General features: G+C 65.3%; 12 protein-coding genes. 4 read left to right on the top strand and 8 right to left on the bottom strand.

The features are described 5' to 3' along the window. Positions 1-154: 154 nt before the first annotated feature. The 3 genes from ACIPZ8_RS24180 (at position 155) to ACIPZ8_RS24170 (ending at position 2688) form a co-directional block, all read left to right on the top strand. On the top strand, positions 155-1867 hold the full coding sequence (locus ACIPZ8_RS24180) for an FAD-dependent oxidoreductase (RefSeq protein WP_400728572.1): 1713 nt from the start codon (positions 155-157) through the stop codon (positions 1865-1867). Positions 1868-1973: 106 nt separating this feature from the next. Continuing rightward, positions 1974-2360, top strand: coding sequence for a YidH family protein (locus tag ACIPZ8_RS24175; protein ID WP_219811526.1), 387 nt, complete (start codon positions 1974-1976; stop codon positions 2358-2360). Continuing rightward, positions 2353-2688: a DUF202 domain-containing protein gene (locus ACIPZ8_RS24170; protein WP_400728569.1), complete on the top strand. Its 336-nt coding sequence runs from the start codon at positions 2353-2355 to the stop codon at positions 2686-2688. The genes ACIPZ8_RS24175 and ACIPZ8_RS24170 overlap by 8 nt, the downstream gene beginning before the upstream one ends. Here ACIPZ8_RS24170 and ACIPZ8_RS24165 read toward each other — a convergent pair. The 6 genes from ACIPZ8_RS24165 to ACIPZ8_RS24140 form a co-directional block, all read right to left on the bottom strand. Beyond that, positions 2644-4047 carry an amino acid permease gene (locus ACIPZ8_RS24165; protein ID WP_400728566.1) on the bottom strand — a complete coding sequence of 468 codons (1404 nt, stop codon included), beginning with the start codon at positions 4045-4047 and terminating at the stop codon, positions 2644-2646. The genes ACIPZ8_RS24170 and ACIPZ8_RS24165 overlap by 45 nt on opposite strands. Positions 4048-4165: 118 nt before the next feature. Next, on the bottom strand, positions 4166-4882 hold the full coding sequence (locus ACIPZ8_RS24160) for an ABC transporter ATP-binding protein (RefSeq protein WP_400728563.1): 717 nt from the start codon (positions 4880-4882) through the stop codon (positions 4166-4168). Further along, entirely contained in the window at positions 4879-5652 is a 774-nt protein-coding gene (locus ACIPZ8_RS24155; RefSeq protein ID WP_400728560.1) for an ABC transporter ATP-binding protein, read from the bottom strand. Before ACIPZ8_RS24155 ends, ACIPZ8_RS24160 begins: the two co-directional genes overlap by 4 nt. Further along, complete coding sequence (locus ACIPZ8_RS24150; protein ID WP_400728557.1) at positions 5649-6896, bottom strand: ABC transporter ATP-binding protein; 1248 nt, start codon at positions 6894-6896, stop codon at positions 5649-5651. Before ACIPZ8_RS24150 ends, ACIPZ8_RS24155 begins: the two co-directional genes overlap by 4 nt. A 10-nt stretch (positions 6897-6906) precedes the next feature. Further along, the gene (locus tag ACIPZ8_RS24145; protein ID WP_294335394.1) at positions 6907-7845 is read right to left on the bottom strand and encodes a branched-chain amino acid ABC transporter permease; all 939 of its coding nucleotides are present in this window, start codon (positions 7843-7845) and stop codon (positions 6907-6909) included. A gap of 130 nt (positions 7846-7975) precedes the next feature. Beyond that, positions 7976-9124, bottom strand: a complete 1149-nt coding sequence (locus ACIPZ8_RS24140; RefSeq protein WP_400728554.1) for a branched-chain amino acid ABC transporter substrate-binding protein — start codon at positions 9122-9124, stop codon at positions 7976-7978. A gap of 332 nt (positions 9125-9456) precedes the next feature. Between ACIPZ8_RS24140 and ACIPZ8_RS24135 the strand changes: the two genes are divergently transcribed. Then, the gene (locus ACIPZ8_RS24135; RefSeq protein ID WP_294335390.1) at positions 9457-10182 is read left to right on the top strand and encodes a FadR/GntR family transcriptional regulator; all 726 of its coding nucleotides are present in this window, start codon (positions 9457-9459) and stop codon (positions 10180-10182) included. A gap of 143 nt (positions 10183-10325) precedes the next feature. On the opposite strand, the gene ACIPZ8_RS24130 is transcribed toward ACIPZ8_RS24135, so the two are convergent. Both ACIPZ8_RS24130 and ACIPZ8_RS24125 read right to left on the bottom strand, forming a co-directional pair. Next, positions 10326-11774, bottom strand: a complete 1449-nt coding sequence (locus tag ACIPZ8_RS24130; RefSeq protein ID WP_400728551.1) for an NAD-dependent succinate-semialdehyde dehydrogenase — start codon at positions 11772-11774, stop codon at positions 10326-10328. A gap of 61 nt (positions 11775-11835) precedes the next feature. After that, positions 11836-13521, bottom strand: coding sequence for a thiamine pyrophosphate-binding protein (locus ACIPZ8_RS24125; RefSeq protein WP_400728548.1), 1686 nt, complete (start codon positions 13519-13521; stop codon positions 11836-11838). Positions 13522-13546: the final 25 nt, after the last annotated feature.

The raw sequence follows: 13546 nt of genomic DNA, 5'->3' as shown, positions 1-13546 counted from the left end.
GAAGATGATTCCATGCCGACGATAGCCGGCGCAGCCTGCACGCCTTGAAGTGTCCGGTTATCGACCAGAAATTGGCCATCGGCCTTGCAGTGTCATCCGCTAGAAATGAATATTATGGAATCAGGTTCCAATAATAATGCAGGAGATACCGCAAATGCCCGCCGAACCCTTCCCAAGCGACTGCGACGTACTGGTCATCGGCTCCGGCGCGGCCGGCCTGGCAGCGGCGGTCACGGCCGCCTGGCACGGGCAGAAGGTCATCCTGGTGGAGAAAGACCCAGTGCTCGGCGGTGCCACCGCCTGGTCCGGCGGCTGGGCCTGGGTGCCACGCAATCCGCTGGCCCGGCGCGCCGGCATCATCGAGGACATCGAACAGTCGCGCACCTACCTGCGCAATGAACTGGGCAGCCATTACCACGCCGAGCGTGTCGATGCCTTCCTTGAAGCCTGCCCGCACATGGTCGCCTTCTTCGAGCAGCACACGGCCCTGCAGTTCGCCGACGGCAACGCCATCCCCGACATGCACGGCGACACGCCCGGCGCCGCCCTCGGCGGCCACCAGGTGATTGCCGCCCCGTACGATGCCCGTCAGCTGGGCGCACTGCTGCCGCGGCTGCGCAAGACGATGCGCGAGACCTCGTTCATGGGTATGCCGATCATGGCCGGCGCCGACCTGGCCGCCTTCCTCAACATGACCCGCTCGCCACGCGCCTTGCTGCACGTGTGCAAACGCTTCGCCCGCCACCTCTACCACCTCGCCCGCCATGGTCGGGCGATGCACCTGGTCAACGGGGTGGCACTGGTGGCCCGTCTGGCAAAGTCGGCGGATGACCTGGGCGTGCGGATGTTCGAGTCGACCGCGGCCAAGAGCCTGCTGCTGGAAGACGGCAAGGTGCAGGGGGCTGTGGTGACAACCGCGCAAGGCGAGCGGGCGATCCGCGCCCGGGCCGTGGTACTGGCGGCGGGCGGTTTCCCCAACGATGCCACCAGGCGCCGGCAGCTGTTCCCCCGCGATGGCAGCGGCCACGACAACCTCGCCCTGCCCCCGCCGTCCTGCTCCGGCGACGGCCTGCGCCTGGGCGAATCGGCCGGTGGCGTGGTGGCCACCGACCTGAAGTCGCCGGTAGCCTGGGCGCCGGTGTCCAAGGTGCCGCACCGCGACGGCAGCGTCGGCCACTTCCCGCACATCATCGAACGCGGCAAGCCAGGCATCATCGGCGTGCTTGCCAGCGGCAAGCGCTTCGTCAATGAGGCGCACGGCTATTACGACTATGTATCCACCATGGTCGCCGCCGTGCCGCAGGGCGAGGAAGTCTGTTCCTGGCTGATCTGCGACCACCGCTTCCTGCGCCGCTTCGGCCTCGGCCATGCACGCCCGGCGCCCCTGCCGGTAGGGCCGCACCTGCGCAGCGGCTACCTGAAGCGCGGCACCACCCTGGCGCAACTGGCCCAGGCTTGCGGCATCGACCCCGCCGGGCTGAGCGCCACGGTCGCTGAATTCAACCAGCATGCACGCCAAGGCCAGGACCCGGCCTTCGGCCGCGGCTCGACACCGTTCAACCGCAAACAGGGCGACCCGCTGCACAAAGGGCCGAACCCCTGTGTGGCGCCCATCGAGCAAGGGCCGTTCTATGCGGTGAAGGTGCAACCCGGCTGCTTCGGCACCTTCGCCGGCCTGCGTACCGACGGCCACGCCCGCGTGCTGAACGACGCCGGCCAGCCGATCAGCGGCCTGTACGCAGCGGGCACCGACATGGCCAGCGTGTTCGGCGGCTGGTACCCGTCCGGCGGCATCAACCTCGGGCCGGCACTGACCTTCGGCTATGTCGCCGGCCGGCATATCAGCGGCGTAACCGAGTACGAATAGCGCCAGCGGCTGGCGAACCATGGACATTGGCAGGGTTTGCCACTCAAACTGAGCCAGCCCAGAGAAAAGAGTGCCCACCGACCTTACCCGAGGAGGACGACTGCCCTTGAACAAGAACACCGAGCCTTCACGCGGCTGGCTGGCCAGCAAGCTCCTCGCCGACGGCCAGGAACCGGACCCGCGCTTCACCCTGGCCAACGAGCGCACCTTCCTGGCCTGGATCAGGACCGCGCTGGCGCTGCTGGCCAGCGGCATTGCCGTGGACATGTTCACCGCCGAGATCTTCAGCCCCGGCACCCGCCGCCTGCTGGCGGTGGCGCTGATCAGCCTGGCGCTGCTGCTGAGCCTGCCGGCCTTCGTCCGCTGGCTCAATGTGGAACGGGCGATGCGCCAGAAGCGCCCGCTGCCGTTCCCGCTGATTGCCCCGGCGCTGTCGATTGGCGTGTCGCTGGTGATGGTGTTCTTTGCCTATGCGGTGTTCTTCCATGCCTGACCCGCAGCTGGCCCACGCCGATGACGGCTTGCAGCCGGAGCGCACCTTGCTGGCATGGCGGCGGACCATCCTCGCGCTGGTCGTGTGCTGCTGCATGTATTTGCGCTGGGTGCCCCACCACCATTGGTTTGCGGCGCTGCCCGCGGCGCTCTGCCTGCTGCTGGCCGGCGCCACCTGGCTGCGCCTGAGGCGGCGCTATCACCACCTGGTGCGCGGCCTGCATGACGAGGGCGTGGTGTCAGGTGTCACCGAACACCTGCTGCTTGCCCTTGGCGTCACCGTGTTATGTGCAATCGAACTGGCGGCCATCGTGCTGTATGCGGCCTGAAACCAGCCAGCGGCGGCTCACACACACCAGCAGGATGAACAGCGTCACCCCGGCGGTCATCAGCACTTCGTAACGGTAGGCATCGCTGAACAGCATGTAGCCGAGCACCAGGGCGATGGCGGCGATCACCAGCCAGGTCAGCCAGGGGAACAACCACATCTTCAGCTCCAGGTGTTTACCCTCGCGCTCGACACGAGCACGCAAACGCAGCTGCGAGATGGCAATCACCAGGTACACGATCAAGGCGATCGCACCCGTGGTCGACAGCAGGAAGTCGAAGACCTTGCCCGGGAACACATAGTTGACCAGGCAACCGGCAAACCCCGCCAGGGTCGACATCAGCACCGCCACCACCGGCACACCGTTGCCGCTGACCTTGCAGGTGATGGCCAACGCTTCACCCCGTGCACCCAGCGAATGCAGCATGCGTGACGCGGTATACAGGCCCGAATTCATGCAACTGGTGACGGCCACCAGCACCACGGCATCGACCACCCGCTTGGCGCCCGGCACATCGAGTACCTCCAGTACCCGCTGGAACGAGCCGACCGCCAGCAGCCGTGGGTCGTTCCACGGCACCAGCGCTACCACCAGGAAGATCGACGCCAGGTAGAAGATGGCGATGCGGTACACCACCAGGTTGGTGGCGCGGCGGATCTTCGCCTGGGGGTTGGCAGTTTCGTCGGCGGCGATGGTGACGATCTCGGCACCGAAGAACGAGAAGATGGTGATCAGCACGCCACCCAGCACGGTGCCCCAGCCGTTGGGCACGAAACCGCCGTTGGCCCACAGCTGGGCCACCCCGGAGACCTCGGCCCGTGGCCAGGCGCCGAACACCGCCATGCCGCCGATGACGATGAAGGCCAGGATGGCGATCACCTTGACCAGGGCGAACCAGAATTCGAACTCACCGAAATGCTTCACACTGACCAGGTTGCTCGCCGCCAGCACGGCCATGATCACGAAGGCAAATGCCCAGGACGGCACACCCGGGAACCAGGCATGCAGGATTTCTGCCCCGGCAATGGCTTCGACCGGAATGATCAGCACCCAGAACCACCAGTACAGCCAGCCGATGGTAAAGCCCGCCCATGGCCCGATGGCTTCGGCGGCGTAGGTGGAGAACGAACCGCTATTAGGGTTGGCCACGGCCATTTCGCCGAGCATGCGCATGACCAGCAGCACCAGCAGCCCGGTCATGGCGTAGGAGATGAGAATCGCCGGGCCGGCCGAGGCGATGGCCTTGGACGAGCCGATGAAAAGCCCGGCACCGATGATACCGGCGATGGAGATCATGGAGACCTGGCGCGAGGTCAGGCCGTGTTGCAGTGCAGCGTTCTTGTTCGGTTGCAGCGACATCGTTTGAGCCTTCGAGAGATTAGGGTCTGACTTACCGGCCTCTTCGCGGGGCCAGTGAAGTCAAAGCCAGTCTTCTTGTCTTTTTTTCAGAGCCCCCGGCCAGACACCGGGGCATGGGTCAATCGCCGAGGTAGGCCTTCTTCACCTGGTCATCGTGCAGCAAGGTTTTCGCACAGCCTTCCAGGCTGATCCGCCCGCCATCGATCACATAGGCACGGTCGCAGGTCTGCAGGGCCAGCCGCGCGTTCTGCTCCACCAGCAGCAGCGTCACACCGCCCCTGACCACCTCGACGATGGTCTCGAAGATCTTCTGCACGATGATCGGGGCCAGCCCCATCGACGGCTCGTCGAGCAACAGCAGCTTGGGCCGCCCCATCAGCGCCCGGGAAATCGCCAGCATCTGCTGCTCGCCGCCAGACATCGTCCCGGCCAACTGGAAGGCGCGCTCCTTGAGGCGCGGGAAAATGCCGTACATGCGTTCGATATCGGCGCCGATCGCGTCCTTGCCGTCGCGCCGGGAAAACGCCCCCATCTCAAGGTTCTCGTGCACCGTCAGCTTGGGGAAAATGCCCCGCCCTTCCGGCACCAGCGCCAGGCCTTCGCGAATCAGGTCATGGCCCTTGATCGCCGCGTGCGCCTTGCCATCGAAGGTGATCTGCCCGGCGCTGGGCTTGAGCAGCCCGGCCAGGGTCTTGAGGGTGGTGGTCTTGCCTGCGCCGTTGGCACCGATCAGCGCCACCATTTCACCTTCGCCCACTTTCAGGTCGATGCCCTTGATCGCCTGGATGGCGCCGTAGGACACCTTGAGCTCATTCACTTGCAGAAGGGTCTTCATGCCACTGCCTCCGCGCCGAGGTAAGCCTCGATCACCCGTGGGTCCTTGCGTACATCGGCCGGCAGGCCGTCGGCGATCTTGCGGCCGAATTCCAGCACGGTGATGTGATCGCACAAGCCCATCACCAGCTTCACGTCGTGCTCGATCAGCAGCACCGTCTTGCCGTCCGCCTGCATCTTGCACATCAGCTGGCGCAGGCCTTCGGTTTCCGCCGCGTTCATGCCAGCGGCCGGCTCGTCGAGCGCAATCAGCTTGGGTTCGGTGGCCAGCGCGCGGGCGATTTCCAGGCGACGCTGGTCACCGTACGAGAGGTTTTTCGCCAGTTCACCGGCGAGGTGGGCGATGCCGACATAATTCAGCCAATGCCGCGCTGCCTGGCGGATTTCACGCTCCTCGCGCACACAGGCCGGGGTCCGCAGGATGGCGCCGAACACGCCGCTGCGGGTACGCACATGGCGGCCGATCATCACGTTCTCCAGCGCGGTCATGTTGTGGAACAGGCGGATGTTCTGGAAGGTTCGGGAGATACCGGCCTCCACCACCTTGTGCGGCTTGCTGATGCGCAGTGGCTGGCCATCGAACATCACCCGCCCCTGCTCGGCCCGGTACAACCCGGTGAGCACGTTGAACAAGGTGGTCTTGCCGGCACCGTTGGGGCCCAGCAGGCCGCGGATCTCACCACGGCGAATGCTCAGGTCGATGTTGTGCAGGGCCTGCAGGCCACCGAAGAACTTGCTGACCTGATGCAGCTCAAGAAGGATTTCGCTCATGCCTTGTCCGCCTGTTTGATCGGGAGTTCGAAGGGCGCCTCGCTGGCCGGCGCCTGCACGGCGGTGCTGAGTGCCGCGGGCAGTGGTTCAGCCTCCGGGTCGGCATCGTGCAGCTCGGCGCGGCGGCGGTCGGACGGCCACAGGCCTTCGGGGCGAAAACGCATCACCAGGATCAGCGCCAGGCCGAACACCAGCATGCGCAGGGTCGAGGCATCCAGCACGTTGCGCAGGATGTCGCGGCTGACGAAGGTGACGTTATCCATCACCCACGGCTGCACCCAGTTGACCAGGTCGCGGAACAGCTCGGGCATCACCGACAGGATCAGCGCCCCCAGCACCACGCCACGGATCGAGCCCATGCCACCGAGCACCACCATGGCCAGGACCATGATCGACTCCATCAGGGTGAACGACTCGGGGCTGACGAAGCCCTGGTAGCTGGAAAACAGCACACCCGAGACACCGCCGAAGGTCGCCCCCATGGCAAAGGCCAGCAGTTTCAGGTTGCGCTTGTTAAGGCCCATGGCTTCGGCCGCCACTTCGTCTTCGCGCAGGGCCATCCAGGCACGGCCGATGCGCGACACCTCCAGGCGCTTGGACAGCACGATGCAGAAGATCACGATGGCCAGGAAGAACAGGTAGTAGTTGATCACCGGCGACACCTGCAAGCCGAACAGGCTCCAGCTTTGCTGCAGTGACAACAGCGGCGCAGCGCCCTCACCCGCCGCGTGCATCCACGGCCCGCCATCCACATGCAGCGGGGCAATGTTGCTGATGCCCTGGGGACCGTTGGTGAGGTTCACCGGCTGGTCGAGGTTGTTCATGAAGATGCGGATGATCTCGCCGAAGCCGAGGGTGACGATCGCCAGGTAGTCGCCGCGCAGCTTCAGCACCGGCGCACCGATCAGCACCCCGCAGATCGCTGCGGCCACCGCAGCCACCGGGATGATCACCCACAACGGCCAGTCCATCACGCCGCCGGCCAGGCCCGCCAGGTTCAAGTGCGGCGAGGCCAGCAAGGCGTACAGGTAGGCACCGATGGCGTAGAAGCCGATATAGCCCATGTCGAGCAGGCCGGCATAACCGATGACGATGTTCAGGCCCAGCGCCAACAGCACGTAGAGCATGGCGAAACCGAGGATGCGCACCCAGGTCGGGCCGAGCATCGGGACGGCATCGACCAGGAACGGCAAGGCGATGAAGCCGAGCAGCAACAGCAGGTACTGGCTCTTGAGGTTTTTCATGGCAACGCCCTCACGCCCGGTCAGCCTGGCGTTCGCCAAGCAGGCCGTTAGGCCGGAACAGGAGCACCAGGATCAGCACGGCAAAGGCGAAGATGTCCTGGTAGTTGGCACCGAGGAAGCCCCCGGTGAGCTGCCCGGTGTAGCCGGCCGCCAACGACTCGATCAGCCCCAGCAGCAAGCCACCGGCCATGGCCCCGAACAGGTTGCCGATGCCGCCGAGCACCGCCGCCGAGAAGGCCTTGAGGCCCAGCAGCAAGCCCATGTAGGCGTCGGCCTGGCCGTAGTTGATGGCGCGCATCACCCCGGCGACCGCACCCAGGCTGGCGCCGATGAGGAAGGTCACGGAGATCACCCGGTTGATGTTGATGCCCATCAGCCCGGCCACTTCCTGGTTCTGTGCGGTGGCGCGCATCGCCTTGCCCAGGCGGGTCTTGTCGACCAGCAGCCAGAGGCCGAACATGATCACCACGGCGATCAGCATGATCGACACCTGCACATTGGTCAGGGTCGCGCCGAACACCTCGACCGGCTGCACCTCGACCACTTCGGGGAAGGTCTTGTAGCCGCGCCCCCAGATCATCATCGCCAGGTTCTGCAGGGCGATGGAGATGCCGATGGCAAGGATCAGCGGGGTCAGCCGCGGCGCCTTGCGCAGCGGCCGGTAGGCGTACTTCTCCATGCCCTGGGCCAGCAGCATGCAGACCACCGCCGCCGCCATGATCGCCAGCAGCAAGGTGAGAATGCCCGGCGCGAAGCCGGCACCGGCCAGCATGGTGAGTACCGAAATGGTGACCATGGCGCCGACCATCACCACCTCGCCGTGGGCGAAGTTGATCAGGCCGATGATGCCGTAGACCATGGTGTAGCCCAGGGCTACCAGGGCGTAGATGCTGCCCAGCACCAGGCCGTTGAGGACCTGTTGCAACAAGATATCGAAGTTACCGTCCACGAGCTGAATCCTCAAAACTGCGTTGTCGTCGGCGCACGGTGGTTCAGCACCATGCGCCGACAGGCCTGGCAGGTGGGAAAAGTCTTGTTGTTATGTCGCAGGCTTTACCTGCTTGTTATGGGGGTGACGCTCAGTCGCGCTCGACCGACAGGGTCTTCCAGCCGCCATCGGCAAACTGGAACACGGTCGCCGCCGGGTTCTTCAAATTGCCTTTGTCGTCGAAGGCGATGGTGCCGGTGACACCGTCATAGCTCTGCTGCTTGAGCACTGGCAGATAGACCTTGGGGTCATCGGAGCCGGCCTTGACCATGGCGCTGATCGCAGCCCAGGTGGCGTCGTAGGCAGCCGGCGAAGACTGCACTACGCCTACCCCGAACTTGTCCTTGAGCTTCTGCTCGAAGGCTGCGCCCTTGGGCATTTCCAGCAGCGGCGTGCCGTAGTTCCAGGCGTAGGTACCTTCGGCGGCGCTGCCGGCCATTTGCTTGAACGAGTCGTTGGGCAGGTTGCCGATGTTCATGAACCGCGCCTTCAGGCCCAGGTTCTTCATCTGCTTGGCCATGGGCGCGGCCTGGTAGTCGAGGGCGGCGAAGAACACGGCATCGGCCTTCTGCGCCTTGGCCGTGGTGAGGATGGCGTTGAAGTCGGTGGACTTGTCGTTGGTGTACTCGCGCACCACCACGTTGCCGCCCGCCGCCTTGACCGCCCGGGTCACCTCATCGGCCAGGCCTTGGCCATAGGCGGTGCGGTCGTCGAAGATGGCGATGCGCTGGGCCTTGAGCTGGTTGACCAGGTAGTTGCCGGCGTAGCGGCCCAGGGTGGCATCGTCGTTGACAGTGCGGAACACCGACGGGATGCCCTGCTGGGTCAAGGTGGGGTTGGTCGCCGAGGGCGAGATCTGCGGGATGCCGGCGGCGGCGTAGATCTTCGAGGCGGGGATGCTGGTGCCGGAGTTGTAGTGGCCGATCACCACGGCCACTTTCGAGTCCACCAGGCGCTGCGCCACGGCGGTGCCGGTGCGTGGGTCGGCGACGTCGTCTTCTGAGACCAGCTTGAATTGCGCGACCTTGTCGCCGATCTTCAGTTGCTGCTGGTTGGCCTCCTCCACGGCAATCTGGATGCCATGCTCGACGTCCTGTCCCTGGTGCGCCGAAGGCCCGGTCAGGGGGCCGGCGAAGCCGATCCTGACCACTTCACTGTCTGCTGCGTTTGCCGTCCCCATGGCCATCAGCAAGGTTACCGCGGTGGCGAGGGCTGTACGCCCGCCGTTATTCTTATTCATGCTCAGCTCCCAGTCGTAGTTTGACGAACCTCGAAACACTGTGCTTACCGCCTGCGAATTGGCAGGAACGCCGTCGCACTTGTAAGATAACAGTCAGCAGGCAACTGTCAATGGGTGTATGCTACGGGAGTCGGTAAAAAAATTTTTCTGCCGACCAGCGAAGTCGTCGACAGAAAAGGGGTCGCCCTGCCACCCGGTAAGATGTTTGATAACATATGCCGACAACATCACCGCTGGTTGGCTACGGATCCCGCCGCATGGGCTTTCGGGCTGCGCGCAACCTGCCGGAGAACAACCGTGATGAGCCAACCAGTTTCAGGAGCAACACTTCTATGAATGCGTCGTTAGGCACGCGCCGCGCCAATCTGGCGGAAACCGTGATCCAGGAGCTGTCCGGCCGGATCGACAACGGCACCTACGGCCCGGGCGACAAGCTGCCGTCCGAGCAGGAGCTGTGCAAGGAGTTCAACGTCAGCCGGCCGGTGATCCGCGAGGCGGTGGCGTCGCTGCGCCTGGGCGGGCGCCTGATCGCCCGCCAGGGCGTGGGCGTGTTCGTGGTCGAGCAGGACGTCAAGCGCATCGGCTTCGCCATCGACAGCGTGGTCGACGACGTACGCGCCGCAGCGCAGATCCTTGAATTGCGCCTGGGTATCGAGACCGAGTCGGTGGCCCGCGCCGCCGAGCGTCGCAGCCCGGCCAGCATGGCGGCGATCACCGAGGCGTTCGACCGCTTCAATTCCCTCGATGGTGCCAGCCAGGAAGAAGAAGCCCGCGCCGACTTCGAGTTCCACCTGGCGATCGCCCGCGCCACCAACAACCCGCACTTCACCCAGCTGCTCGAAGCGCTGGGGCCGGACATCATCCTCGACCTGAACCTCAAGCATGGCCAGGTGACCGGCAAGAACCGCCAGGCCCATATCAAGAAGATCGGCCGCGAGCACGGGGCGATCCTGTCGGCGATCAGCATGGGCGATGTGGGCAGTGCGCGCACGGCGCTGCGCAAGCACCTCGAAGAGAGCCTGTCGCGCTATCAGCGGTTGCTCGACAGCAAGGCCTGAGTGACTGCCTGCAAGGGCCTCTTCGCGGGGCAAGCCCGCTCCCACAGGTACCGCGCCACATTCGAGGTTGGCGTGGTACCTGTGGGAGCGGGCTTGCCCCGCGAAGAGGCCAGCCCTGCCAGCCTCAAAGGCTCAGGAATACCTCAAAGCCCCAGGCACACGTACTTGATCTCCAGGTAATCCTCGATCCCGTACCGCGACCCTTCCCGACCCAGCCCCGAAGCCTTGACCCCGCCAAACGGCGCCACCTCGGTCGCCACCACCCCGACATTGACCCCGACCATCCCGTATTCCAGGGCCTCGGACACCCGCCAGATACGCCCGACATCCCGCGCATACAGGTAGCAAGCCAGACCAAACTCGGTATCGTTCGCCTGGGCAATCACTTCCTCTTCACTGCTGAAGCGGAAGATCGGCGCCACCGGCCCGAAAATCTCCTCACGTGCCACACGCATGCCCGGCGTCACATCCGCCAGCAAGGTCGGCTCGAAAAACGCCTCGCCCAACGCATGGCGGCGCCCACCTGCCACCACCCGCGCGCCTGCCTCCACCGCTTCGCCCACCAGGCGCTCGACACCACTGGCGGCACGCCCGTCGATCATCGGCCCGACCTGGGTGCCAGGCGCATCACCCTGCCCCACCACCAGCTCGCGCACCCGCTCGGCAAAGCGCGCAACGAAGCGCTCATAAATGCCATCCTGGATATAGAAACGGTTGGCGCACACGCAGGTCTGCCCGCTGTTGCGGAACTTGGCGATCAGCGCACCTTCCACCGCCTTCTCGAGGTCGGCGTCATCGAACACGATAAAGGGCGCGTTGCCACCCAGTTCCAGGGTCACCTTCTTCACCGTCGCCGCCGACTGCTGGAGCAACTGGATACCGATCGGCGTGGAGCCGGTGAACGACAGCTTGCGCACGGTCGGGCTGGCCGTCAGCTCACCACCAATGGCCGCAGAATCACCCGTGACCACGCTCAGCACACCGGCAGGGATGCCCGCACGCTCGGCCAGCACGCACAACGCCAGCGCACTGAAGGGCGTCTGCGATGCCGGTTTGAGTACCAGCGTGCAGCCAGCGGCCAGTGCCGGCGCAGCCTTGCGGGTAATCATCGCCGCCGGGAAATTCCACGGCGTGATCGCCGCGCACACGCCGATGGGCTCCTTGGTGACGATCAAGCGCCGGTCGGCGCTCGGCGAGGGAATCACATCACCGTAGAGGCGCTTGCCCTCCTCGGCATAGAACTCCACATAGGCGGCGGCAAAGGCAATTTCGCCACGGGACTCTGCCAGCGGCTTGCCCTGTTCGGCGGTCATGATCCGCGCCAGGTCTTCCTGATGGGCGAGGATTTCGCGGAACCAGGCCTGCAGCCGCGCCGCGCGCTCCTTGGCGGTGAGCGCGCGCCAGGCCGGCAAGGCACGCTCGGCGGCGGCGATGGCGCGACGGGTTTCCTGCGCCCCCATGCGCGGCACATGGCCGAGCACGGCACCGGTGGCCGGGTTGGTCACGGCAATGCGCTGGCCGCTGTCGGCCGCCAGCCATTTTCCGTCGATGTAGCAAACTTCACGCAGCAGGTCGTGATCGGCAAGTTTCATGTCGATTGGCTCGTTCGAATAGAAAAAAGGTGGGGCCGTACCGCGCCCCACCTGAGGCGAATCAGCGCTTGGCCTGCAGGGCCTTGTCGCGGATCTGGCTGAGGGTCATGCGCGGGGTCAGGGCTTCAGGGTCGACCTGGATCTCGATCAACGCCGGCTTGCCCGAAGCCTGGCAGCGCTCGAAGGCGCCAGCGAAGTCCTCGGTGCGGGTCACGGTTTCGCCATGCAGCCCATAGGCACGGGCCAGGGCGGCGAAGTCCGGGTTATGCAGCTCGGTGCCCGAGACGCGACCTGGGTAGCTGCGTTCCTGGTGCATGCGGATGGTGCCGTACATGCCGTTGTTGACCACGATGGTGATCAGCCGGGCGTCATAGTGCACCGCCGTGGCCAGCTCCTGGCCATTCATCAGGAAGCAGCCGTCACCGGCAAAGGCCACCACCATGCGTTGCGGGTAGGTCAGCTTGGCCGCCACCGCTGCGGGTACGCCGTAGCCCATCGAGCCATTGGTAGGCCCGAGCAGCGTGCGGAACACCTGGTGCTGGTAACCACGGTGCACCCAGCCGGTGTAGTTGCCGGCGCCGCAGGTGAGGATGCTGTCGGCTGGCAGCTGCTTGTTCAGCCAGGCGATCACTTCGCTCATCTGCACATCGCCCGGTGAACGCGGCGTTTCAAAGTTGCCGCGGTAGCCCGTATTGAGCTTGGCGGTCCAGTCTTCAAAAGACTGCGGGCGTACCGGCCCGAGGATATTGGCCTGGCGCAGGAAGCTGCCGGGGCCGGCATTGATGCCCAGCGTCGGCTGATAGACCCGGCCGATCTCTTCGGCACTGGCGTGCACATGCACCAAGGCTTGTTTCGGCGTTGGGATATCCACCAGCGCGTAGCCGCCTGTGGTCATCTCGCCAAGACGCGCGCCGATCACGATCAGCAGGTCGGACTGCCTGACCGCCTCTACCAGCACCGGGCCGGCCGCCAGGCCCAGGTCACCGGCGTAGTGCGGGTCGGTGTTGTCGAACAGGTCCTGGCAGCGGAACGAGGCCGCCAGCGGCAGGTTCTGGGTGTGCACGAAGGTCTTCAGGTCGGCTACCGCTTCGGCGGTCCAGCCGCCGCCACCGGCAATCACCAACGGGCGCTCGGCCTTGGCCAGCAACTGCTGCAGCTCGCCCAGGGCCTCAGGTGCCGGCGCCGCTTCCACGCGCTTGGCCGGCAGGGCATCCGGCACCTGGACAAGATCGGTCAGCATGTCCTCGGGCAATGCCACCACCACCGGGCCGGGGCGGCCGCTGATGGCGCGCTGGAAGGCCTGGTTGACCAGTTCGGGGATGCGCGCGGCGTCATCGATCTGCACCACCCACTTGGCCATCTGGCCGAACATGCGTCGGTAGTCCACTTCCTGGAAGGCTTCGCGCTCGATCTGGTCACGGGCCACCTGGCCGATGAACAGCAGCATCGGCGTGGAGTCCTGGAAGGCGGTGTGCACGCCCACCGAGGCATTGGTAGCGCCTGGGCCGCGCGTGACGAAGCAGATGCCCGGCTTGCCGGTGAGCTTGCCATAGGCCTCGGCCATGTAGGCCGCCCCGCCTTCCTGGCGGCAGACGATGAGGTCGATCTGGTCCTGCACGTCATGCAGTGCGTCGAGCACCGCCAGGTAGCTTTCGCCGGGCACGCAGAACGCACGCTCGACGCCATTCACCCGCAGCGCGTCGACCAGCACCTGGCCGCCACTGCGTTTCACTTCGGAGTTGCTCATTGTTGTTCTCCCTCAGGCAGTGCGT

It is taken from the genome of Pseudomonas sp. NPDC089422 (genome assembly GCF_044749405.1).
In the GTDB taxonomy this organism is placed as follows: domain Bacteria; phylum Pseudomonadota; class Gammaproteobacteria; order Pseudomonadales; family Pseudomonadaceae; genus Aquipseudomonas.
Note: the sequence above shows the minus strand (reverse complement) of the source record. Positions and strands in the feature narration are given on the sequence as shown.

Excerpts from the sequence above, each read along its gene's own strand:
- ACIPZ8_RS24155 (WP_400728560.1), bottom strand. The coding sequence starts at position 5,652 with ATGAGCGAAATCCTTCTTGAGCTGCATCAGGTCAGCAAGTTCTTCGGT.
- ACIPZ8_RS24130 (WP_400728551.1), bottom strand. The coding sequence starts at position 11,774 with ATGAAACTTGCCGATCACGACCTGCTGCGTGAAGTTTGCTACATCGAC.
- ACIPZ8_RS24150 (WP_400728557.1), bottom strand. The coding sequence starts at position 6,896 with ATGAAAAACCTCAAGAGCCAGTACCTGCTGTTGCTGCTCGGCTTCATC.
- ACIPZ8_RS24135 (WP_294335390.1), top strand. The coding sequence starts at position 9,457 with ATGAATGCGTCGTTAGGCACGCGCCGCGCCAATCTGGCGGAAACCGTG.
- ACIPZ8_RS24165 (WP_400728566.1), bottom strand. The coding sequence starts at position 4,047 with ATGTCGCTGCAACCGAACAAGAACGCTGCACTGCAACACGGCCTGACC.
- ACIPZ8_RS24180 (WP_400728572.1), top strand. The coding sequence starts at position 155 with ATGCCCGCCGAACCCTTCCCAAGCGACTGCGACGTACTGGTCATCGGC.
- ACIPZ8_RS24125 (WP_400728548.1), bottom strand. The coding sequence starts at position 13,521 with ATGAGCAACTCCGAAGTGAAACGCAGTGGCGGCCAGGTGCTGGTCGAC.
- ACIPZ8_RS24160 (WP_400728563.1), bottom strand. The coding sequence starts at position 4,882 with ATGAAGACCCTTCTGCAAGTGAATGAGCTCAAGGTGTCCTACGGCGCC.
- ACIPZ8_RS24170 (WP_400728569.1), top strand. The coding sequence starts at position 2,353 with ATGCCTGACCCGCAGCTGGCCCACGCCGATGACGGCTTGCAGCCGGAG.
- ACIPZ8_RS24140 (WP_400728554.1), bottom strand. The coding sequence starts at position 9,124 with ATGAATAAGAATAACGGCGGGCGTACAGCCCTCGCCACCGCGGTAACC.